Below are 18061 nucleotides of genomic sequence, written 5' to 3'. Positions count from 1 at the left end.
TGTACGCGGAAGACAAACGCCACGCCGTCCAGATGCTCGGATGCGCCGCCGCGGAAGGTCACCACGGACTGTGCCCATCCCACCAGCTTCATCATCTCGCTGCCGTCCATATGCTGTGCGGAGAACGGAATCGTCAGCAGGCCCAGCGCGCATTGCACCATCAGCAAGGAGAGGATCAGGATATCCGCCCCGGTGGTGGTTGCGCGGACGCGCGGGCTGAACAGACGGCGCTTGAGCAGCAGCAGACCGCCGACCAGCGTCATCACGCCGCAGGCGCCGCCAGCGATCATCGCCATCTTCTGCTTCACATCGATGGGCAGAAAGGATTCGTACATCCAGTGCGGCGTCAACATACCGAGGAAGTGACCAGCGAAAATCCCGAGGATCCCGATATGGAACAGGTTTGACGCCAGGTTCATCCCTTTGCGATCCAGCATCTGGCTGGATGCCGCGCGCCAGGTGTACTGGCCATAGTCATAACGCAACCAGCTGCCGACCAGGAACACCGTGCCCGCAATGTACGGGTAGATATCAAAGAAGAACATATTCAGGAAGTGCATTATTGCTGTCCTCCGTTAGAGATATTCAAATATTGCGGGGCAACAGCACCGGCAAAACGACGCTGATGCACGGAGATTTCAGATTCTCCGCAGCCCTGGTCAGCAAAGAACTTCACCTGCTCTTCTTCCCAGACGGCGTCCAGCGCCTGCGGGGTATCGTCGCGGGCTTCATCGGCGATTTTTTCCGCCACTTTGCTGCTGTCAATCTGCGTGCTGGCAAGCGTCAGCAGCGTATCGAACAGCGCCGCATAACGGCTCTCACGCTGCTGCAGGCGCGCGCTGAGCAGCGCCAGAATCGGCGCGATGTCCTGCAGGCCGCCGAGCGCGTCTTCTCGCGGCAGCTGCGCCAGATATTCCAGGTACAGCGGCAGGTGGTCCGGCAGCTCTCGGCTGTCGAGCTGCAGTCCGTGCCGCTCGTATTGCGCCATCAGGTCAACCATCGCCTGGCCGCGGTCGCGGGACTCCCCGTGAACATGCTCAAACAGCAGCAGAGAGGTTGCCCGACCGCGGTCGAACAGCTCGCTATAGGCAGCCTGGGCATCAAGCAGATCCTGCGCCAGCAGGTCGCGCAGGAAAACGCCGAGCCGCTGGGCTTCCTCTTTATTCAGGTTGTCAGAAGAGGCCAGTACCTCAAACAGCTCCTGCTGATGCTGCCACAGGGCAGCATCCGGGTATTCCAGCAGGCGGGACACGATCACCAGTTCTTTCATGGATGCGGCTCCGTTTTGCTGGTCACATCGACAGCGTCGATGCGGCGGCTGTTGAACAGGTTAAATGTGGTGTCAGAACCGTGGCAGCCATCGCCAAAGCTAAAACCACAGCCGTTTTTCTCCGGGAAGGCGTCGCGCGCCTGTTCACGGTGGCTGCTTGGTACTACAAAGCGGTCTTCGTAGTTGGCGATCGCCAGGTAACGGTACATCTCCTGGGCCTGCGCTTCCGTTAACCCTACCTCTTCCAGCGCGCGGGTATCGACGACGCCGTCTACCGTTTCGGCACGTTTGAAGTGACGCATCGCCAGCATACGTTTAAGCGCCAGAAGCACCGGCTGGGTGTCGCCTGCGGTCAGCAGGTTCGCCAGATACTGTACCGGGATACGCAGGCTGTCGACGTCCGGCAGAATACCGTTGCTGCCCAGCTCGCCCGCATCAGCGGCAGACTGAATCGGCGACAGAGGCGGTACGTACCAGACCATCGGCAACGTGCGGTATTCCGGATGCAGCGGCAGCGCCAGTTTCCAGTCCATCGCCATTTTGTACACCGGCGACTGCTGCGCCGCGTCGATCACGCTCTGCGGCACGCCGTCTTTCAGCGCCTGCGCAATCACTTTCGGATCGTTCGGATCGAGGAACACCTCCAGCTGACGCTGATACAGATCTTTCTCGTGCTCAGTGCTGGCGGCATTTTCAATCGCGTCCGCGTCGTACAGCAGCACGCCGAGGTAACGAATACGCCCTACGCAGCTTTCAGAACAGACCGTCGGCATCCCGGCTTCAATACGCGGGTAGCAGAAGATACACTTCTCGGACTTGCCGCTCTTCCAGTTGAAGTAGATTTTTTTGTACGGGCAGCCAGTGATACACATCCGCCAGCCGCGGCATTTGTCCTGGTCGATCAGCACGATGCCGTCTTCTTCACGCTTATAGATGGCCCCGCTTGGGCAGGTCGCCACGCACGCCGGGTTGAGGCAGTGCTCGCACAGGCGCGGCAGATACATCATGAAGGTGTTTTCGAACTGGCCGTACATCGCCTTCTGCATATTCTCGAAGTTCTGGTCTTTCGACAGTTTCTCGAACTCACCGCCCAGATCATCTTCCCAGTTTGGGCCGCGGGTGATCTTATCCATCCGCTGGCCGGTGATCAGTGAACGCGGGCGAGCAATCGGCTGCGCTTTGCTGTCGGCTGGGGCGTTGTGTAACGTCTGGTAGTCGAAATCAAACGGCTCGTAGTAATCGTCAATGCCCGGCAAATGCGGGTTGGCAAAGATTTTCCCCAGCAGCATCGCGCGGTTGCCCATACGTGGCTGCAGTTTACCGTTGATTTTGCGGATCCAGCCGCCCTTCCATTTCTCCTGGTTTTCCCAGTCGTTAGGAAAACCCACGCCCGGTTTGGTTTCAACGTTGTTGAACCAGGCGTACTCTGTGCCTTCGCGGCTGGTCCAGACGTTTTTACAGGTGACTGAGCAGGTATGACAGCCGATGCATTTGTCGAGATTCAGCACCATGCCGACTTGTGAACGAATTTTCATTTTACGCTCTCCTGTACCTGGTCATTACCTTCGCCGTCTAACCAGTTAATGTTCTTCATCTTACGTACCACCACGAACTCATCGCGGTTTGAACCTACGGTACCGTAGTAGTTAAAGCCATAGGCCAGTTGCGCATAGCCGCCGATCATGTGCGTCGGTTTCGGGCTGATGCGGGTCACCGAGTTATGGATACCGCCGCGCTGGCCGGTAATTTCCGATCCCGGCAGGTTCACAATGCGCTCCTGCGCGTGGTACATCATGGTCATTCCCGCCGGAACGCGCTGGCTGACGACAGCTCTCGCCGTCAGGGCGCCGTTGCTGTTGAAGACCTCTATCCAGTCGTTATCTTCAATACCCAACTCTTTAGCGTCTGTTTCGCTCATCCAGACAATCGGGCCGCCGCGCGACAACGTCAGCATCAGCAGGTTGTCGCTGTAGGTGGAGTGGATACCCCACTTCTGATGCGGCGTCAGGAAGTTCAGCGCCTTCTCCGGGTTGCCGTTGGATTTCTGCCCCATCACCGATTTCACCGAGCGGGTGTCGATAGGCGGGCGGTAAACCAGCAGGCTTTCCCCGAAGTCACGCATCCACTGGTGATCCTGATACAGCTGCTGGCGACCGGAGAGCGTGCGCCACGGAATCAGCTCGTGAACGTTGGTGTAGCCGGCGTTATACGAGACATGTTCATCTTCCAGACCGGACCAGGTTGGGCTGGAGATGATTTTGCGCGGCTGGGCCTGAATATCACGGAAGCGAATCTTCTCGTCTTCTTTATTAGTCGCCAGATGCGTATGGTCACGACCGGTGATCTCGCTGAGCGCCGCCCAGGCTTTTACCGCCACATGACCGTTGGTTTCCGGCGCCAGGGTCAGGATCATCTCTGCGGCGTCAATTGCCGTGTTAAGGCAAGGCTGGCCTTTCGCCGGGCCGTCTGCCTTGGTGTAATTGAGCTTACGCAGCAGGTCCATTTCGCTCTGGGTGTTCCAGGCAATCCCCTTACCGCCGTTGCCGATTTTCTCCATCAGCGGGCCGATAGAGGTAAAGCGCTCCCAGGTCGCCGGATAGTCACGTTCCACCGCGATAATGTGCGGCGCGGTTTTGCCCGGAATCAGGTCGCACTCGCCTTTTTTCCAGTCTTTTACATCCAACGGTTGCGCCAGTTCGGCGGCGGAGTCGTGCTGAATCGGCAGCGTCACAACGTCGGTCTCTTTGCCGAGGTGGCCCACGCACACTTCAGAGAATTTCTTCGCGATGCCTTTATAAATATCCCAGTCGCTTTTCGACTCCCAGGCCGGGTCGACTGCCGCCGAGAGCGGATGAATAAACGGATGCATATCCGAGGTATTCATGTCGTCTTTTTCGTACCAGGTCGCCGTCGGCAGGACAATGTCGGAATACAGGCAGGTGCTCGACAGGCGGAAGTCCAGCGTCACGACCAGATCCAGCTTGCCATCGAGACCGTTATCACGCCATTCCACCTCTTCTGGCTTCACGCCGCCCTGCTTACCGAGATCTTTCCCCTGGATACCGTTCTCGGTGCCCAGCAGATACTTCAGCATGTATTCGTGGCCTTTACCGGAAGAACCCAGCAGATTCGAACGCCAGATAAACAGGTTGCGCGGGTGGTTTTTCCCGTTTTCAGGCTGTTCGGCAGCAAAACGGAGAGAACCTTCTTTCAGGGATTTGACGGTGTAATCCACCGGCGTCATGCCCGCTTTCTTCGCGTCGTCGGCGATACGCAGCGGGTTGGTACCCAGTTGCGGCGCCGACGGCAGCCAGCCCATGCGCTCTGCACGGACGTTGAAGTCGATAAGACTGCCGCTGTAGCGGGATTTATCGGCCATCGGCGAGAGCAACTCCTGCGCGGTCAGCGACTCATACCGCCACTGGCTGGAGTGGTTGTAGAAATAGGAAGTGCTGTTCATGTGACGCGCCGGGCGCTGCCAGTCAAGGGCAAACGCCAGGGGCTGCCAGCCGGTCTGCGGACGCAGTTTTTCCTGGCCGACATAGTGCGCCCAACCGCCGCCGCTCTGACCCACGCAGCCGCAGAAAATCAGCATATTGATAAGACCGCGATAGTTCATATCGAGGTGATACCAGTGGTTCAGGCCCGCGCCGACGATGATCATCGAGCGGCCATGGGTTTTATCCGCGTTATCGGCAAACTCGCGGGCGGTACGGATAATCTGCGCGCGCTGCACGCCGGTAATTTGCTCGGCCCAGGCCGGGGTATAAGCCTTAACGTCGTCGTAGCTGCTGGCGCAATGCTCATCGCCAAGACCGCGATCCAACCCGTAGTTCGCCATGGTGAGGTCATAAACCGTCGTGACCAACGCGGTCGAACCATCGGCCAGTTGCAGACGTTTAACCGGCAGTTTGTGCATCAGCACGTTCTGCAGCTCAACGCTATTGAAGTGTTCGGTACTGTCGCCGCCAAAGTACGGGAAGCCAACATCGGCAATGTCATCATGCCCGCCGAGCATGCTCAGGCGCAGCTGGACTTCTTCTCCGCTCGTACCGTCGCGCTGCTCAAGGTTCCACTTGCCCTTATCGCCCCAGCGGAAACCGATGGAGCCGTTTGGCGCCAGAATCTCACCTTTCTCATCAAAGGCGACGGTTTTCCACTCCGGGTTCTTTTCCTGACCCAGCGCATCGACCAGATCGGAGGCGCGCAGCATACGCCCTGCGGCATAATAGCCATCACGCTCTTCCAGCATCACCAGCATCGGCATATCGGTGTAGCGACGAACGTAATCGGTAAAGTACTGGCTGGGGTTGTCGAGATGGAATTCGCGCAGCATTACGTGACCCATCGCCATCGCCATCGCCGCGTCGGTGCCCTGCTTCGGCGCCAGCCACAGGTCGCACAGCTTGGCGATTTCGGCATAGTCCGGGGTAATTGCCACGGTTTTGGTCCCCTTGTACCGAACTTCAGTAAAGAAGTGCGCGTCCGGGGTACGGGTTTGCGGAACGTTGGAGCCCCACGCCAGGATATAGCTTGAGTTGTACCAGTCGGCAGATTCCGGTACGTCAGTCTGCTCGCCCCAGGTCTGCGGTGAGGCTGGCGGCAGGTCGCAGTACCAGTCGTAGAAGCTCAGGCAGGTACCGCCGATAAGCGACAGATAACGCGCGCCGGAAGCGTAGGAAACCATCGACATCGCCGGGATTGGCGAGAAACCAGCGACACGGTCCGGACCATAGGTTTTGACGGTATACACGTTAGAAGCGGCGATCAGCTCATTCACTTCCTGCCAGGAAGAGCGGACAAAACCACCGCGACCGCGGGCCTGTTTGAAGCTTTTCGCTTTGTCGGCGTCTTCAATAATGGAGGCCCAGGCATTAACGGGATCGCTGTGCTGCGCTTTCGCTTCACGCCACATTTTCATCAGGCGTTTGCGCATCAGCGGGTATTTCAAGCGGTTGGCGCTGTAGAGATACCAGGAGTAGCTGGCGCCGCGCGGGCAGCCGCGAGGTTCATGGTTCGGCATATCCGGGCGGGTACGCGGATAATCGGTCTGCTGCATTTCCCAGGTGACCAGGCCATTTTTAACGAAGATTTTCCAGCTGCAGGAACCGGTGCAGTTGACACCGTGGGTGGAGCGAACGACTTTGTCGTGCTGCCAGCGCTGGCGGTATCCATCCTCCCAGTCCCGGTTGGTTTCTAAAAGCTGGCCGTGCCCATCGGCAAAGGTTTCGCCCTTCTGTTTGAAGTAGCGAAACCGGTCCAGGAATTTACTCATCGGGTTTCTCCTGTATGGAGCCTGTGGCTCTCTGATAAATCGACATTGCTGGATTTAAAGCGAAAGTAACGTTCTGAAAGATGAGGGGAATTGATGGCGATCAATACGGACTTTGTTAATAAATCAGGCCAAAATCGAAAATACCACCAAAGTATTATCAATTTATATTTTCTATCTTATTGATATAACGTGATTTATTTGATGATTTGGTAAAAGATGGCGTTTGTTAACATCTGCACTGGTATTAAGGGGTAGATCCCTGTCAGACCAGTTTCGCGCGGGCTACATGGCGGCGGTAAAACACCGTGTTATATAGTATGTTGTAACTATGTTCAGGATAAAAAAATGGCGCGATCGCTCGCGCCATGATAATCAAAAAGTGACTACTTATTTTTTTGTTTTACGTCCATAAACCACCCAGGTGATAAACACGCAGGCGATATAGAACACGAGGAATACCTTCATTGCGCCTGCCGGAGAACCGGTCAGATTCAGTGAGATACCAAATGCTTTTGGGATAAAGAACCCGCCAATGGCGCCAATAGCGGAGATAAAGCCCAGCGCCGCTGCCGTGTCGGTTGCCGCTTCACGCATCGCGCGCTCTTCGCTGCCGCCCTGCGCTTTCACGCGATCCATCGTCAGCTTACGGAAAATCAACGAGATCATCTGGAACGTCGAGGCGCTACCCAAACCGGCTGTCAGGAACAGCACCATAAACACGCCGAAGAACGCCGTAAAGTTACCGCCGACGCCGCCTGACGGCAGGGTCAGGAACAGGAGCGCGCAGAACACGGCCATCACCACAAAGTTCACCAACGTTACACGAGTTCCGCCGAGACGGTCGGAGATGGCGCCGCCCATGGAGCGCGCCAGCGCGCCGATAAACGGTCCAAAGAAGGCATAATGCAGGATTTGTACGTCCGGGAACTGGGTTTTCGACAGCATCGCAAAACCCGCGGAGAAACCGATGAACGATCCGAAGGTCGCCAGGTACAGCACCGCCATGATCCACAGATGTCCACGCTTAAGCACCGGCAACTGTTCGCGAAGCGAAGCTTTCGACGTTGACAGATCGTTCATGCCAAACCAGGCGGCAAGCGTGAAGACGACCAGGAACGGCACCCAAATCCAGGCCGCGTTCTCAAGAAACAGCATAGAGCCGTCCGGCTGTTCTACGCCGGTCCCGCCGAAGATGGCAAAGATGGACATCGAAATGGCCAGCGGTGCCACCAGCTGCATCACGCTCACGCCCATGTTGCCCAACCCGCCATTGATACCCAGCGCGCCACCCTGCTTCTGTTTCGGGAAGAAGAAGCTGATGTTCGCCATGCTGGAAGCGAAGTTCGCCCCGGCGAAACCGCACAGCAGAGCGATAATGATAAAGGTGCTAAACGGTGTAGAGGTGTCCTGCACCGCAAAACCCAACCAGACGCAAGGGATAATCATGATCCCGGTGCTGAAGGCCGTCCAGCGACGTCCGCCGAAGACCGGCACCATAAAGGAGTACGGTACGCGCAGCAGCGCCCCGGATACAGAAGGTAATGCGGTCAGCATAAACAGCTGATCGGTCGTAAAGTGAAAACCCACTTTATTGAGGTTCACCGCCACGGCGCTGAACAGCATCCATACGCAGAAAGCCAGCAACAAGCAAGGAACGGAGATCCACAAATTTCGGCTGGCAATGTGGTGGCCCTGCTGCTGCCAGAACGCCGGGTCCTCCGGGCGCCAGTCAGTGATGACGGAGCCGTTTTCCTTCTCCGGGACGGTAGATTGACTCATACAAACCTCTGATTAAAGATATCAACAGTGCCACCTTATGATTTACAGGGCGAGGTAAGTTGATATAAATCAAAGGAAAAGTGGACATTATATTGAGCAAAAAAAACGCATCACTCTTAGGGAGTAGCTTTTTTTGCTGAAAAAAATGTGGTTTATCACGCGGCTGTTGCGCTTGTTACTCCCCCTTCCCCTTTTTTTAATCACACCGTCAATTAAGGGGTAATCCTTTATAGGTATGGGTATACTCCAGGTGATGCCGGAAAATAGCACCACTGCCGGATTGCATCCCAGGTCAGGAGCCATGCTGTCGATGTTTAAACGCTTTTTTACCCCGCTGACGCTGGTCAATCAACTGGCGCTTATTGTTCTGCTGTCCACTGCGATCGGTGTGACGGGTATGGCTATTTCTGCCCGTCTGGCGAACGGCATTCAGGGAAGCGCTCACGCGATTAACAAAGCGGGCTCGCTGCGTATGCAAAGCTACCGCTTGCTCGCCGCGGTCCCCTTGCACGCGCAGGATCAAAAGCTGCTCGATGAAATGAATGCCACCGTACTGAGCACCGAGCTACAAAATGCCGCCCGCCGCGACGGTCAGGTACAGCAGCTTAACGCCCTGCAAAAATACTGGCAATCCGAGCTCTCCCCCAACATGCAGCGGGCGCAAAGCCAGTCCGCCGTGGCCGATGAGGTCGCTGGTTTCGTCAACCGAATCGATCAGTTGGTTACCGCCTTTGACCACACGACGGAAGAGCGCATTGAGCACGTCGTCTGGGTGCACCGCCTGATGGCGTTCTTTATGGTGTTGCTGCTGGTATTTACCATCGTCTGGTTACGCGCTCGCCTGCTGCACCCCTGGCGTCAGTTGCTGCACATGGCCCGCGCCGTCAGCCATCGTGATTTTAGCCAGCGCGCCCATATCAGCGGGCGCAACGAGATGGCGATGCTCGGCACAGCGCTGAACAATATGTCCGATGAGCTGGCGGAAAGTTATGCCGTGCTTGAGCGCCGGGTTCAGGAGAAAACCGCCAATCTGGAGCAAAAAAACGAAATCCTCGCCTTTCTGTGGCAGGCAAACCGCCGTCTGCACTCGCAAATTCCGCTGTGCGAGCGCATCTCGCCGGTACTGAATGGCCTGCAGGGGCTGACGCTGCTGCGCGATATTGAGGTGCGGGTCTACGACATTGAGGATGAGGAAAACCACCAGGAGTTCAGCTGTCACTCGGAAATCAACTGTGACGATAAAGGCTGTTTCCTCTGCCCGCGCAATCTGCCGCCGCTGCCGGGAACCGGCTCCACGCTGAAATGGCGCCTCACCGACGCCCATAACCAGTACGGCATTCTGCTGGCAACCCTGCCTGAAGGCCGACATCTCAGCCATGACCAACAGCAACTGGTGGATACTCTGGTCGAACAGCTTACCGCCACGCTTGCGCTCGATCGCCATCAGGAACGACAGCAGCAGCTGATCGTCATGGAAGAGCGCGCAACCATCGCCCGCGAGCTTCACGACTCTATCGCCCAGTCGCTCTCCTGCATGAAAATGCAGGTCAGCTGTCTGCAGATGCAGGGAGAAAGCCTGCCGGAGGAGAGCCGCAAGCTGCTCGGCCAGATTCGTAACGAACTGAACACCTCCTGGGCCCAGTTGCGCGAACTGTTGACCACGTTCCGCCTGCAGCTCACCGAGCCCGGCCTGCGCCCGGCGCTGGAGGCCAGTTGCCGCGAATACAGCAACCATTTCGGCTTCCCGGTACAGCTGGATTACCAGCTACCGCCGCGTTTTGTTCCTTCTCATCAGGCCATTCATATACTCCAGATAGCCCGTGAAGCGCTCAGCAACGCCTTAAAACATGCAAACGCCAGCCAGGTGACGGTGAGCGTGATTCAGCACGACAAGCAGGTGCGCCTTATCGTGGCCGATAATGGCCGCGGCGTACCCGATCAGGCTGAACGCCGCAATCACTATGGTTTAATTATTATGCGGGATCGCGCGCAGAGCCTGCGCGGCGATTGTCAGGTACGCAGACGCGACAGCGGCGGCACCGAGGTTGTCGTGTCATTTATTCCTGAAAAACCGCTTTCTCAACCACAAGGAGATACCCATGAGTACTCAGGAACGGGCAACCATCCTGTTAATTGACGATCATCCCATGCTGCGTACCGGCGTGAAACAGCTCATCAGCATGGCTCCTGATATTCAGGTGGTGGGCGAAGCCAGCAACGGCGAACAAGGTATTGAGATGGCCGAAGCACTGGATCCAGACCTGATCCTGCTCGATCTCAATATGCCCGGCATGAACGGTCTTGAAACCCTGGATAAACTGCGCGAGAAAACCCTTTCAGGCCGGGTGGTCGTCTTCAGCGTCTCCAACCACGAAGAGGATGTCGTGACCGCCCTCAAGCGCGGCGCCGACGGCTATCTGTTAAAAGATATGGAGCCGGAAGAACTGCTCAAAGCGCTGCAGCAGGCCGCTGCGGGCGAAATGGTGCTCAGTGAAGCATTAACGCCGGTTCTGGCCGCCAGCCTGCGCGCCAACCGCGCGACCTCTGACCGTGACATTAACCAGCTGACGCCGCGCGAGCGCGATATTCTTAAGCTGATTGCGCAGGGACTGCCGAACAAGATGATCGCCCGGCGTCTCGATATCACCGAAAGCACCGTTAAGGTTCACGTAAAGCATATGCTGAAAAAAATGAAGCTGAAATCCCGCGTGGAAGCGGCGGTATGGGTTCATCAGGAGCGTATTTTTTAAGGCGTAAATGCCCCGTCCGAGGTTGTCGCCGAAGAGTAAACAGGAGAAGGGATATTCGGCTAAAGTTAAAGCATCTTTTCCGGAGATACGTTATGCACCTTTCCTGTCGTGTTTCGCTCTGTAGCGTGCTGCTGGTATGTACTGCATCTGCGATTGCTGATGACCTGCTGTTTATTCTGCAATCCCCGGCGTTCGCCGATAACGCCCTGTTGGAGCGTAAATTTGCAGGCAACAACCCCAATAACTCCAACTGCACCGGGCAGAACAACTCTCCGCCGCTGGTATGGAGCAATGCGCCAGCCCCCACGCAAAGCCTGGCGCTGGTTGTCCACGACCCTGAGGGCAATAAGGGACTCGGCGTCACCCACCTGGTCGCGTATAACATCCCGCCGTCCACAACCGGTTTCGCCCTGAACGCACTGCGCGACGGCAAAGGGTTTACCGGTGGAAAGAACACCCCCGGTACCGCCAGCTGGTACGGCCCCTGCCCGCCGCCCGGTTCCGGCGCGCATCACTACACCTTCACCCTGATAGCGACCGACCTGCCCCCAACGCTCCCGACCGGGTTAACCCGCGAGGCGCTGTTTGACAAACTCCAGGGCCACCAGCTTGCCGCCGCCGGGCTTATCGGGCGCTTCGGACAATAGGTCATATCCATTGGAACATCAGGGATAACGCGGTAGCATCGGTATCCCGACTTTCCAAAGGAGTTTTCATGCAACGTATCGTTATTATCGCCAACGGCGCGGCCTATGGCAGCGAATCTTTATTCAACAGTCTGCGTCTGGCCATCGCGCTGCGCGAGCAGCAGGAGCTGGATTTGAAGCTCTTTTTAATGTCTGATGCCGTCACCGCCGGGCTGCGGGGGCAAAAACCGGCCGAAGGCTACAATATCCAGCAGATGCTTGAGATCCTGACCGCGCAGAATGTGCCGGTAAAGCTTTGTAAAACCTGCGCCGATGGCCGGGGGATTTCATCGCTGCCGCGGGTTGATGGGGTCGAAATTGGCACGCTCGTCGAACTGGCGCAGTGGACGCTGGCGGCCGATAAGGTATTAACCTTTTAATGAAGAATGCGTCCCGCCACAGTTTTTCTAATGGACGCGGTTTCATTTATCAAGTTTACCTGCGGTGTTGCCGATATGCCTGCAAACAACACAGCAGGTAACTATTATGTTTCGTTCCATTCGTACGCGCATTATTGCGGCGACCGCGGGCTGCCTGGCCGTCGCGCTACTCCTCAACACCGTTATTAACTACCAGGTTACCCGTCAGGATACCCTCCAGGGCCAGCGTGAAACGCTCATCAGTACCCGGGCGAGCCACAGCACGGCCATCGCCGACTGGGTTAACAGCAAAATGATCATGATCGCCTCGCTCCGCAGCGTAGCGCTCAGCGATGACCCCGTCCCGCAGTTCGCCCTGATAGCCAAAGCTGGCGGTTTCAGCAACGTTTATGTCGGTTATGCCAGCAAAACGGCAAAATTCTCCGACTCGGCAGGCATTCCCGCAGACTATGACCCCACGATTCGTCCATGGTATCAGCAGGTCGTACATGATGATGCGCCAGTGGTTACCGCGCCGTATATCGATGCTGGTTCCGGGAAACTGGTGGTGACCTTCGCCGTGCCGGTCAAAGAAAACGGCGCGTTAAAAGCGGTTATCGCCGGGGATGTCACCCTGGACAGCGTGGTCGCGAACGTCCGCGAGATCCACCCGACACCAAACAGCAGCGGTCTGCTGCTGAACAGCGACGGCAGTATTATTGCGGCAAACGATCCGGCGTTGACGCTGAAACCCTTTGGCGATGCGCTGTCAGGGGTTGATTTCAACGCGCTGGCGAAAGGCGAGAGCCAAACAGGGAAACTGAGCGGCGTCGACAAAATTCTCTCCGCGACACCGGTCAAAGGCACCCACTGGCTATTAGTTGTCGCACTCGACAACGCTGACGCGACAGCCGGAATGAATACGCTACTCAAAGCCTCCGCCCTGTGCTTTATCGTGCTGGTTCTGCTTGGCGGTATCCTCGTTCATCTGCTGGTCGCCGCTATGCTGAAACGCCTGATCACGATTCGTAACGCGATGCTGGCAATCGGCAACGGGACGAACGATCTGTCGCAGCGTCTGCCGGAAACCGGCCAGGATGAGGTGGCGCAGATAGCGCAGGCCTTCAACCTGTTCAGCGACAAGCTGGCGAAGGTCATGCTGCAACTGCGCGACGCCACCACCTCGGTACAAACCGCAGCGCAGGAAATTGCCGCGGGCAACCGCGACCTCTCTACCCGCACGGAGCAAGCGGCCTCAAGCCTGAGAGAAACCGCCAGCGCCGTTGAGCAGATTACCGCTTCGGTCGCCCAGTCGACGGAGTCCGCCACCGCCGCCAGCGCTCAGGCGGATAAAGCGACGCAGATGGCCTCCCGCGGGGGCAACGTCGTCACCAGCGCTATTGACACCATGCAGACCATTGAGGCCGCCTCCGCGAAGATTGGCGATATTATCAGCGTCATTGATGGTATCGCCTTCCAGACCAACATCCTGGCGCTCAACGCCTCCGTGGAAGCGGCCCGCGCTGGCGAGCAGGGTCGCGGTTTTGCCGTCGTGGCGGGCGAAGTGCGCAACCTCGCCAGCCGCAGCGCGCAGGCGGCGAAAGAGATCAAAACGCTTATCGACTCGACGACGCAAAGCGTAGCGACCGGTTCACGCTATGTTCGCCTGGCGGGGGAAAGCATGCAGGAGATTGTCGCCAGCATCGACAGCGTCTCTGGCATCATGCGGGAAATCAGCATCGCCAGCAGCGAACAAATGTTGGGGATTCAGGAGATTAACCATGCGGTGATTCATCTTGACCGGATGGTACAGCAGAACGCCGAGCTGGTGGTTGAATCCGCCGCCGCCGCGGGCGCGTTGCAGAGCCAGGCGGGCGACCTTGCTACTACAGCGGGCCATTTCCGCATTTAATTTCAGCCGGGCGTCGGAGCGAACCATAATCTGCGCGCCCGCTGAATGGTTTCAGGAATAATGTCATTTTTGTTGAATTGGAACAGCATTTTTTGATCAAAATCATCATCGTCAGCCTCCCTCTTTGGTGTTATGCCATGAGTGAAATGTGAACAACATCACACACTGGCGCTCTCTGACAGGGTGGGCGTTTTCTCTTTGCAATGGGGTTGAAAATGGCGATGGTAAAAGCAAGTCTGAAATTATTTGGTGGGGATACAGTCGTTGTGCGCTGTTCTGAACAGTGCCACATTCATTTGATGAGCGCGAAAAAGCGCCTGAGCGACGCGCAAAGCGACATTCTGAGCGTACAAAATCGTGAAAGCGCCTACCTGACCGTGCCCTATAGCGGTACCTGGAACGTGCTTATTGACAGCCACAGCCAGTCGCTTGAGCACTCCATCAGCTACGTTCCCGCCTGAATACGACAATACCCGGCACGCACCGGGTATTGTCACTTCTGCGAAAACCGCTGTCGTTAGCAGGCCAGCCCCGGCAGGCCTGCGCCGCCGAGCAGATTGCGCACCTTATTGACCAGCTCGTTCAGACAGTCGTCCTGCATTCCAAGCTTCACCAGTTCCTGCTCCAGCGAGAACAGATACTGCGCGTTAGTCCCCAGCGGCCCGCTGGCGGCGGCGATCAGCGGCGCAATCACCTGCACGCTGGTATCCGACTCATACAGCGGATGACGAGGGTCCATAATAAACACCAGCGCGTTCACCGTCCGACCATCATCAAGCGCAAGTTTGCACCAGGTGGGCAAATAGCAGCCGGTGATCATTTCGCGCTTCCAGAGCAGCGTCAGCTCCTCCTCCAGCGCGCAATCACGCAGGCGATACGCGACGCCTGTGGTGCGTCCGCCCTCTTTGAGTGCAAGCATGCGTCCTGGCTGACAGGCGCTACCTCGCCCTGCCGTCAGACGCAAACAGAATGCGCGATGCCAGCCGACGAGCGTACCGGTGCTGGATTCACTGTAATCCAGCGCCGGGTTCCACATCAGGGAACCGTAACCAAATATCCATACCGGGCCATCATCCGGACGGCAGGACAGCGTGGCGGCAAGGGATGCGGCACGTTGTTCCGGCGACCAGAGTAGCGATTCCTCGATTGCACCGAAGGCTGTTTTACAATCCGCCTTCAGCAAGAAATCACGCGTTAACACGTTAAAAACCTCCACCACTGCGAGCTTCCCGGCGGGATAGACTTCCTTCTGATTTGCTGAAATATTATCCAGTCAACTCTGACAATATGCAATTATCAGACCGCTTGCAAGGCAACAGATGTTCAATAAAAACCCGGATTCCCGTCAAAGCAACGGTGCGCCCGCGCGTGCTTGCAATACATTAAGGATAATATGGAAATACAATCCCCTGTATCATAAACAGAAATTAAACAAAACCGAGCATTAACCTGGTTAGAGACCTGTTTTTATAACTAGCGGTAAATTTCGGTAAAAATTTACTGTCGCTTCATCTGCTTCTGGTATTTTACTGACCTTAATTACCTATAATTAGAACACCTGCATTAATGGAGATGGTTCATGACGCATGCACAAGAGGCGGTTAAAACCCGCCACAAGGAGACATCGCTTATTTTCCCGGTGCTGGCGCTGGCAGTGCTTTTCTTCTGGGGGAGCAATCAGTCACTGCCGGTGGTTATCGGAATTAATATTCTGGCGTTGGTGGGGATTTTATCCAGCGCATTCAGCGTGGTCCGACACGCCGATGTGCTGGCGCACCGTTTGGGAGAGCCCTACGGCTCGCTTATCTTAAGCCTTTCCGTCGTTATTCTCGAAGTCAGTTTGATTTCCGCATTAATGGCCACCGGTGATGCTGCGCCGACACTTATGCGCGATACCCTGTACTCGATAATAATGATCGTCACCGGCGGTCTGGTTGGTTTTTCATTACTGCTGGGCGGGCGTAAATTTGCCACCCAATATGTAAATCTGTTCGGCATTAAGCAGTATCTTATTGCCCTGTTTCCACTGGCAATTATCGTCCTTGTATTTCCGATGGCGCTGCCGGGAGCAAATTTTTCAACCGGTCAGGCGTTACTGGTGGCCCTTATTTCCGCGGCGATGTATGGCGTATTCCTGCTGATTCAGACCCGCACCCACCAGAATCTGTTTGTCTATGAGCATGAAGACGACAGCGACGACGACGATCCGCACCACGGCAAACCCTCAGCGCACAGCAGTCTGTGGCACGCCGTCTGGCTCGTCGTGCACTTGATCGCAGTGATTGCCGTCACCAAAATGAACGCCAATCCGCTCGAGGCCCTGCTCACCAGCATGAACGCGCCGGTGGCCTTTACCGGTTTTCTGGTGGCGCTACTGATCCTCTCGCCGGAAGGGCTCGGCGCGCTCAAGGCGGTGCTGAGTAATCAGGTGCAGCGCGCCATGAACCTGTTCTTCGGCTCCGTACTGGCGACGATTTCACTGACCGTGCCGGTCGTAACGCTGATTGCCTTTATGACCGGCAACGACCTGAGTTTCGCCCTTGGCGCACCAGAGATGATCGTGATGGTCGCCTCGCTGGTGCTGTGCCATATCTCGTTTTCAACCGGGCGCACCAACGTGCTAAACGGCGCGGCTCATCTGGCGCTGTTTGCCGCCTATCTGATGACGATTTTCGCCTGATGCTGCGCAGGCATTAAAAAAAACCCGCCGAAGCGCTGAGGGATCCCCATAAATCAGCGCTAATAAACCAGCACCATATTTCGGTAGGTTCTGGCGAGGTGGTTAAGAACGGTGCTCAGCACCGTTCGCCTTAATATTAGCGGGGAGTGTCGTAAGACATTCTCCGCTAACGTCAGATACGAGATTACCCGCCGTGTTTTAATGCTGTTGGCCTGATATCTCAGATGTAACCCTTTATTTTCAGCGTGATAGCCAATAAGCCACAGCACGATTGTACTCAGTGTTGCCAGCAGACTCAGGACCAGCATTCTTCCGGCTGAACGGCTGTAACTGGCACGCAGACCGAACCCGAAGCGCTCGCTTTTTTCATCTCTGAAGTTCTGCTCTATCTGCATTCTACGACTGTACAACTTCATGATTTCACGTGGTTTAAAGTCATCAGTACTGCTAAAAATAAGCCATGGGTCTTTTGCTGATGAACGCCCGTCCTTCACCTGAGATTTGCGCTTTATGCGACACCGCGAGTGTCGATGTTTCCTGCCTTTCGGCTCTTTTTTATGCAGATAAAAATGACCATCACACCGGGCATATTCTGAGCGGGCAAGTGTACCGGGCCCCAGATATTTCGGTTTGCTACTGGCCTGTAATTCCTGACGCCTGAACCAGTATTCACCTTTGCTGTTCAGTCTCATCTGGATATTGCCTCTGATACGGCCTATAAAATCCCAGCCGAGTGATTTGATATGCCGGAACCAGGCATTCTGGAAGCCTGCATCAGTGACGATGATGACCCTGGCTCCAGGATTAACAGCATCAGCAAGAGCATCCAGAAAGTCTTTCTGTATCTGCGAGTTCTGCTGTTTTTCTGACGGGACTATCCAGCTAAGTAAAGGGATTGACCGCCCGTCACACAAGAGGCTGGCGCGGAGGACGTGGTATTCCTGCGATGGATAACCACTCCAGTCAACAGCAATAACGCACAGAGTTAACCGGCTCGTCAGCATCGAGATAATTCTTCTAAAAATCAGATGGGTATCGCGGTGCAGTGACGAATTACCCAGCAGCCGATCAACGCGTTTGATTTTATTTTTGACCTGAGCCGTACCGGGTAAAAAACGTCCGATGCTGGTCAGTGTCAGTGATGCGCCATTGATAAGTGCAGTGGTGGCATCCAGCAAAGCATTTTGTCGATATTTGTGAAACGGAGCTAAGGCGTCACGGAAGAAATTCTGACATACTTGATGAGCAGGCATAGAGGTGATCTCATTGAATTGGTTGCACAAATCAGTAGATCACAAAACTCTATGCCTGTCTTTTTTTACCCACCCATTACTGGGGATTCCTCAGCGC

The 18061-nt window shown here is 56.0% G+C and carries 14 protein-coding genes; 7 read left to right on the top strand and 7 right to left on the bottom strand.

Going from position 1 to position 18061, the window contains the following annotated elements; translation table 11 throughout:
• The 5 genes from narI to JO226_RS10850 form a co-directional block, all read right to left on the bottom strand.
• Positions 1 to 560: respiratory nitrate reductase subunit gamma (gene narI, locus JO226_RS10870; protein WP_293567488.1), on the bottom strand; the 560-nt coding region annotated here is incomplete at its 3' end.
• Entirely contained in the window at positions 560 to 1270 is a 711-nt protein-coding gene (gene narJ, locus JO226_RS10865; protein ID WP_293567486.1) for a nitrate reductase molybdenum cofactor assembly chaperone, read from the bottom strand. The genes narJ and narI, both read right to left, overlap by 1 nt.
• Positions 1267 to 2805 carry a nitrate reductase subunit beta gene (gene narH, locus JO226_RS10860; RefSeq protein WP_293567484.1) on the bottom strand — a complete coding sequence of 513 codons (1539 nt, stop codon included), beginning with the start codon at positions 2803 to 2805 and terminating at the stop codon, positions 1267 to 1269. The genes narJ and narH overlap by 4 nt, the downstream gene beginning before the upstream one ends.
• Positions 2802 to 6545 (bottom strand): nitrate reductase subunit alpha, encoded by a 3744-nt coding sequence (locus JO226_RS10855; RefSeq protein WP_293567482.1) that lies wholly within the window; start codon positions 6543 to 6545, stop codon positions 2802 to 2804. Before JO226_RS10855 ends, narH begins: the two co-directional genes overlap by 4 nt.
• A 387-nt stretch (positions 6546 to 6932) precedes the next feature.
• Positions 6933 to 8324, bottom strand: coding sequence for a NarK family nitrate/nitrite MFS transporter (locus tag JO226_RS10850; protein ID WP_293567467.1), 1392 nt, complete (start codon positions 8322 to 8324; stop codon positions 6933 to 6935).
• Between the two features lie 310 nt (positions 8325 to 8634).
• Here JO226_RS10850 and narX point away from each other — a divergent pair, with 310 nt between their 5' ends.
• The 6 genes from narX to JO226_RS10820 all read left to right on the top strand — a co-directional run bounded on the left by narX (position 8635) and on the right by JO226_RS10820 (position 14492).
• A complete protein-coding gene (narX, locus tag JO226_RS10845) occupies positions 8635 to 10461 on the top strand; it encodes a nitrate/nitrite two-component system sensor histidine kinase NarX (RefSeq protein WP_293567464.1) in 1827 nt (608 codons plus the stop codon).
• On the top strand, positions 10424 to 11074 hold the full coding sequence (gene narL, locus JO226_RS10840) for a two-component system response regulator NarL (RefSeq protein ID WP_293567461.1): 651 nt from the start codon (positions 10424 to 10426) through the stop codon (positions 11072 to 11074). Before narX ends, narL begins: the two co-directional genes overlap by 38 nt.
• A gap of 92 nt (positions 11075 to 11166) precedes the next feature.
• Positions 11167 to 11721: a YbhB/YbcL family Raf kinase inhibitor-like protein gene (locus JO226_RS10835; RefSeq protein ID WP_293567459.1), complete on the top strand. Its 555-nt coding sequence runs from the start codon at positions 11167 to 11169 to the stop codon at positions 11719 to 11721.
• A 68-nt stretch (positions 11722 to 11789) separates the two neighbouring features.
• Positions 11790 to 12140, top strand: coding sequence for a DsrE/DsrF/TusD sulfur relay family protein (locus JO226_RS10830; RefSeq protein ID WP_293567457.1), 351 nt, complete (start codon positions 11790 to 11792; stop codon positions 12138 to 12140).
• Positions 12141 to 12246: 106 nt separating this feature from the next.
• The gene (locus JO226_RS10825; RefSeq protein ID WP_293567455.1) at positions 12247 to 14031 is read left to right on the top strand and encodes a methyl-accepting chemotaxis protein; all 1785 of its coding nucleotides are present in this window, start codon (positions 12247 to 12249) and stop codon (positions 14029 to 14031) included.
• A 215-nt stretch (positions 14032 to 14246) separates the two neighbouring features.
• Entirely contained in the window at positions 14247 to 14492 is a 246-nt protein-coding gene (locus JO226_RS10820; RefSeq protein ID WP_293567453.1) for a DUF1883 domain-containing protein, read from the top strand.
• A gap of 56 nt (positions 14493 to 14548) precedes the next feature.
• On the opposite strand, the gene JO226_RS10815 is transcribed toward JO226_RS10820, so the two are convergent.
• On the bottom strand, positions 14549 to 15232 hold the full coding sequence (locus tag JO226_RS10815) for a gamma-glutamylcyclotransferase (RefSeq protein ID WP_293567450.1): 684 nt from the start codon (positions 15230 to 15232) through the stop codon (positions 14549 to 14551).
• Between the two features lie 378 nt (positions 15233 to 15610).
• Between JO226_RS10815 and chaA the strand changes: the two genes are divergently transcribed.
• Positions 15611 to 16711 carry a sodium-potassium/proton antiporter ChaA gene (chaA, locus tag JO226_RS10810; protein WP_293567447.1) on the top strand — a complete coding sequence of 367 codons (1101 nt, stop codon included), beginning with the start codon at positions 15611 to 15613 and terminating at the stop codon, positions 16709 to 16711.
• A gap of 59 nt (positions 16712 to 16770) precedes the next feature.
• On the opposite strand, the gene JO226_RS10805 is transcribed toward chaA, so the two are convergent.
• A complete protein-coding gene (locus tag JO226_RS10805) occupies positions 16771 to 17964 on the bottom strand; it encodes an IS4 family transposase (RefSeq protein WP_293567444.1) in 1194 nt (397 codons plus the stop codon).
• Positions 17965 to 18061 lie beyond the last annotated feature (97 nt).

The sequence above is a fragment of the Pluralibacter sp. genome (genome assembly GCF_019237635.1).
Taxonomy (GTDB): domain Bacteria; phylum Pseudomonadota; class Gammaproteobacteria; order Enterobacterales; family Enterobacteriaceae; genus Enterobacter_B.
The sequence above is the reverse complement of the archived record's forward strand: the minus strand, read 5'-3'. Positions and strand labels throughout refer to the sequence as shown.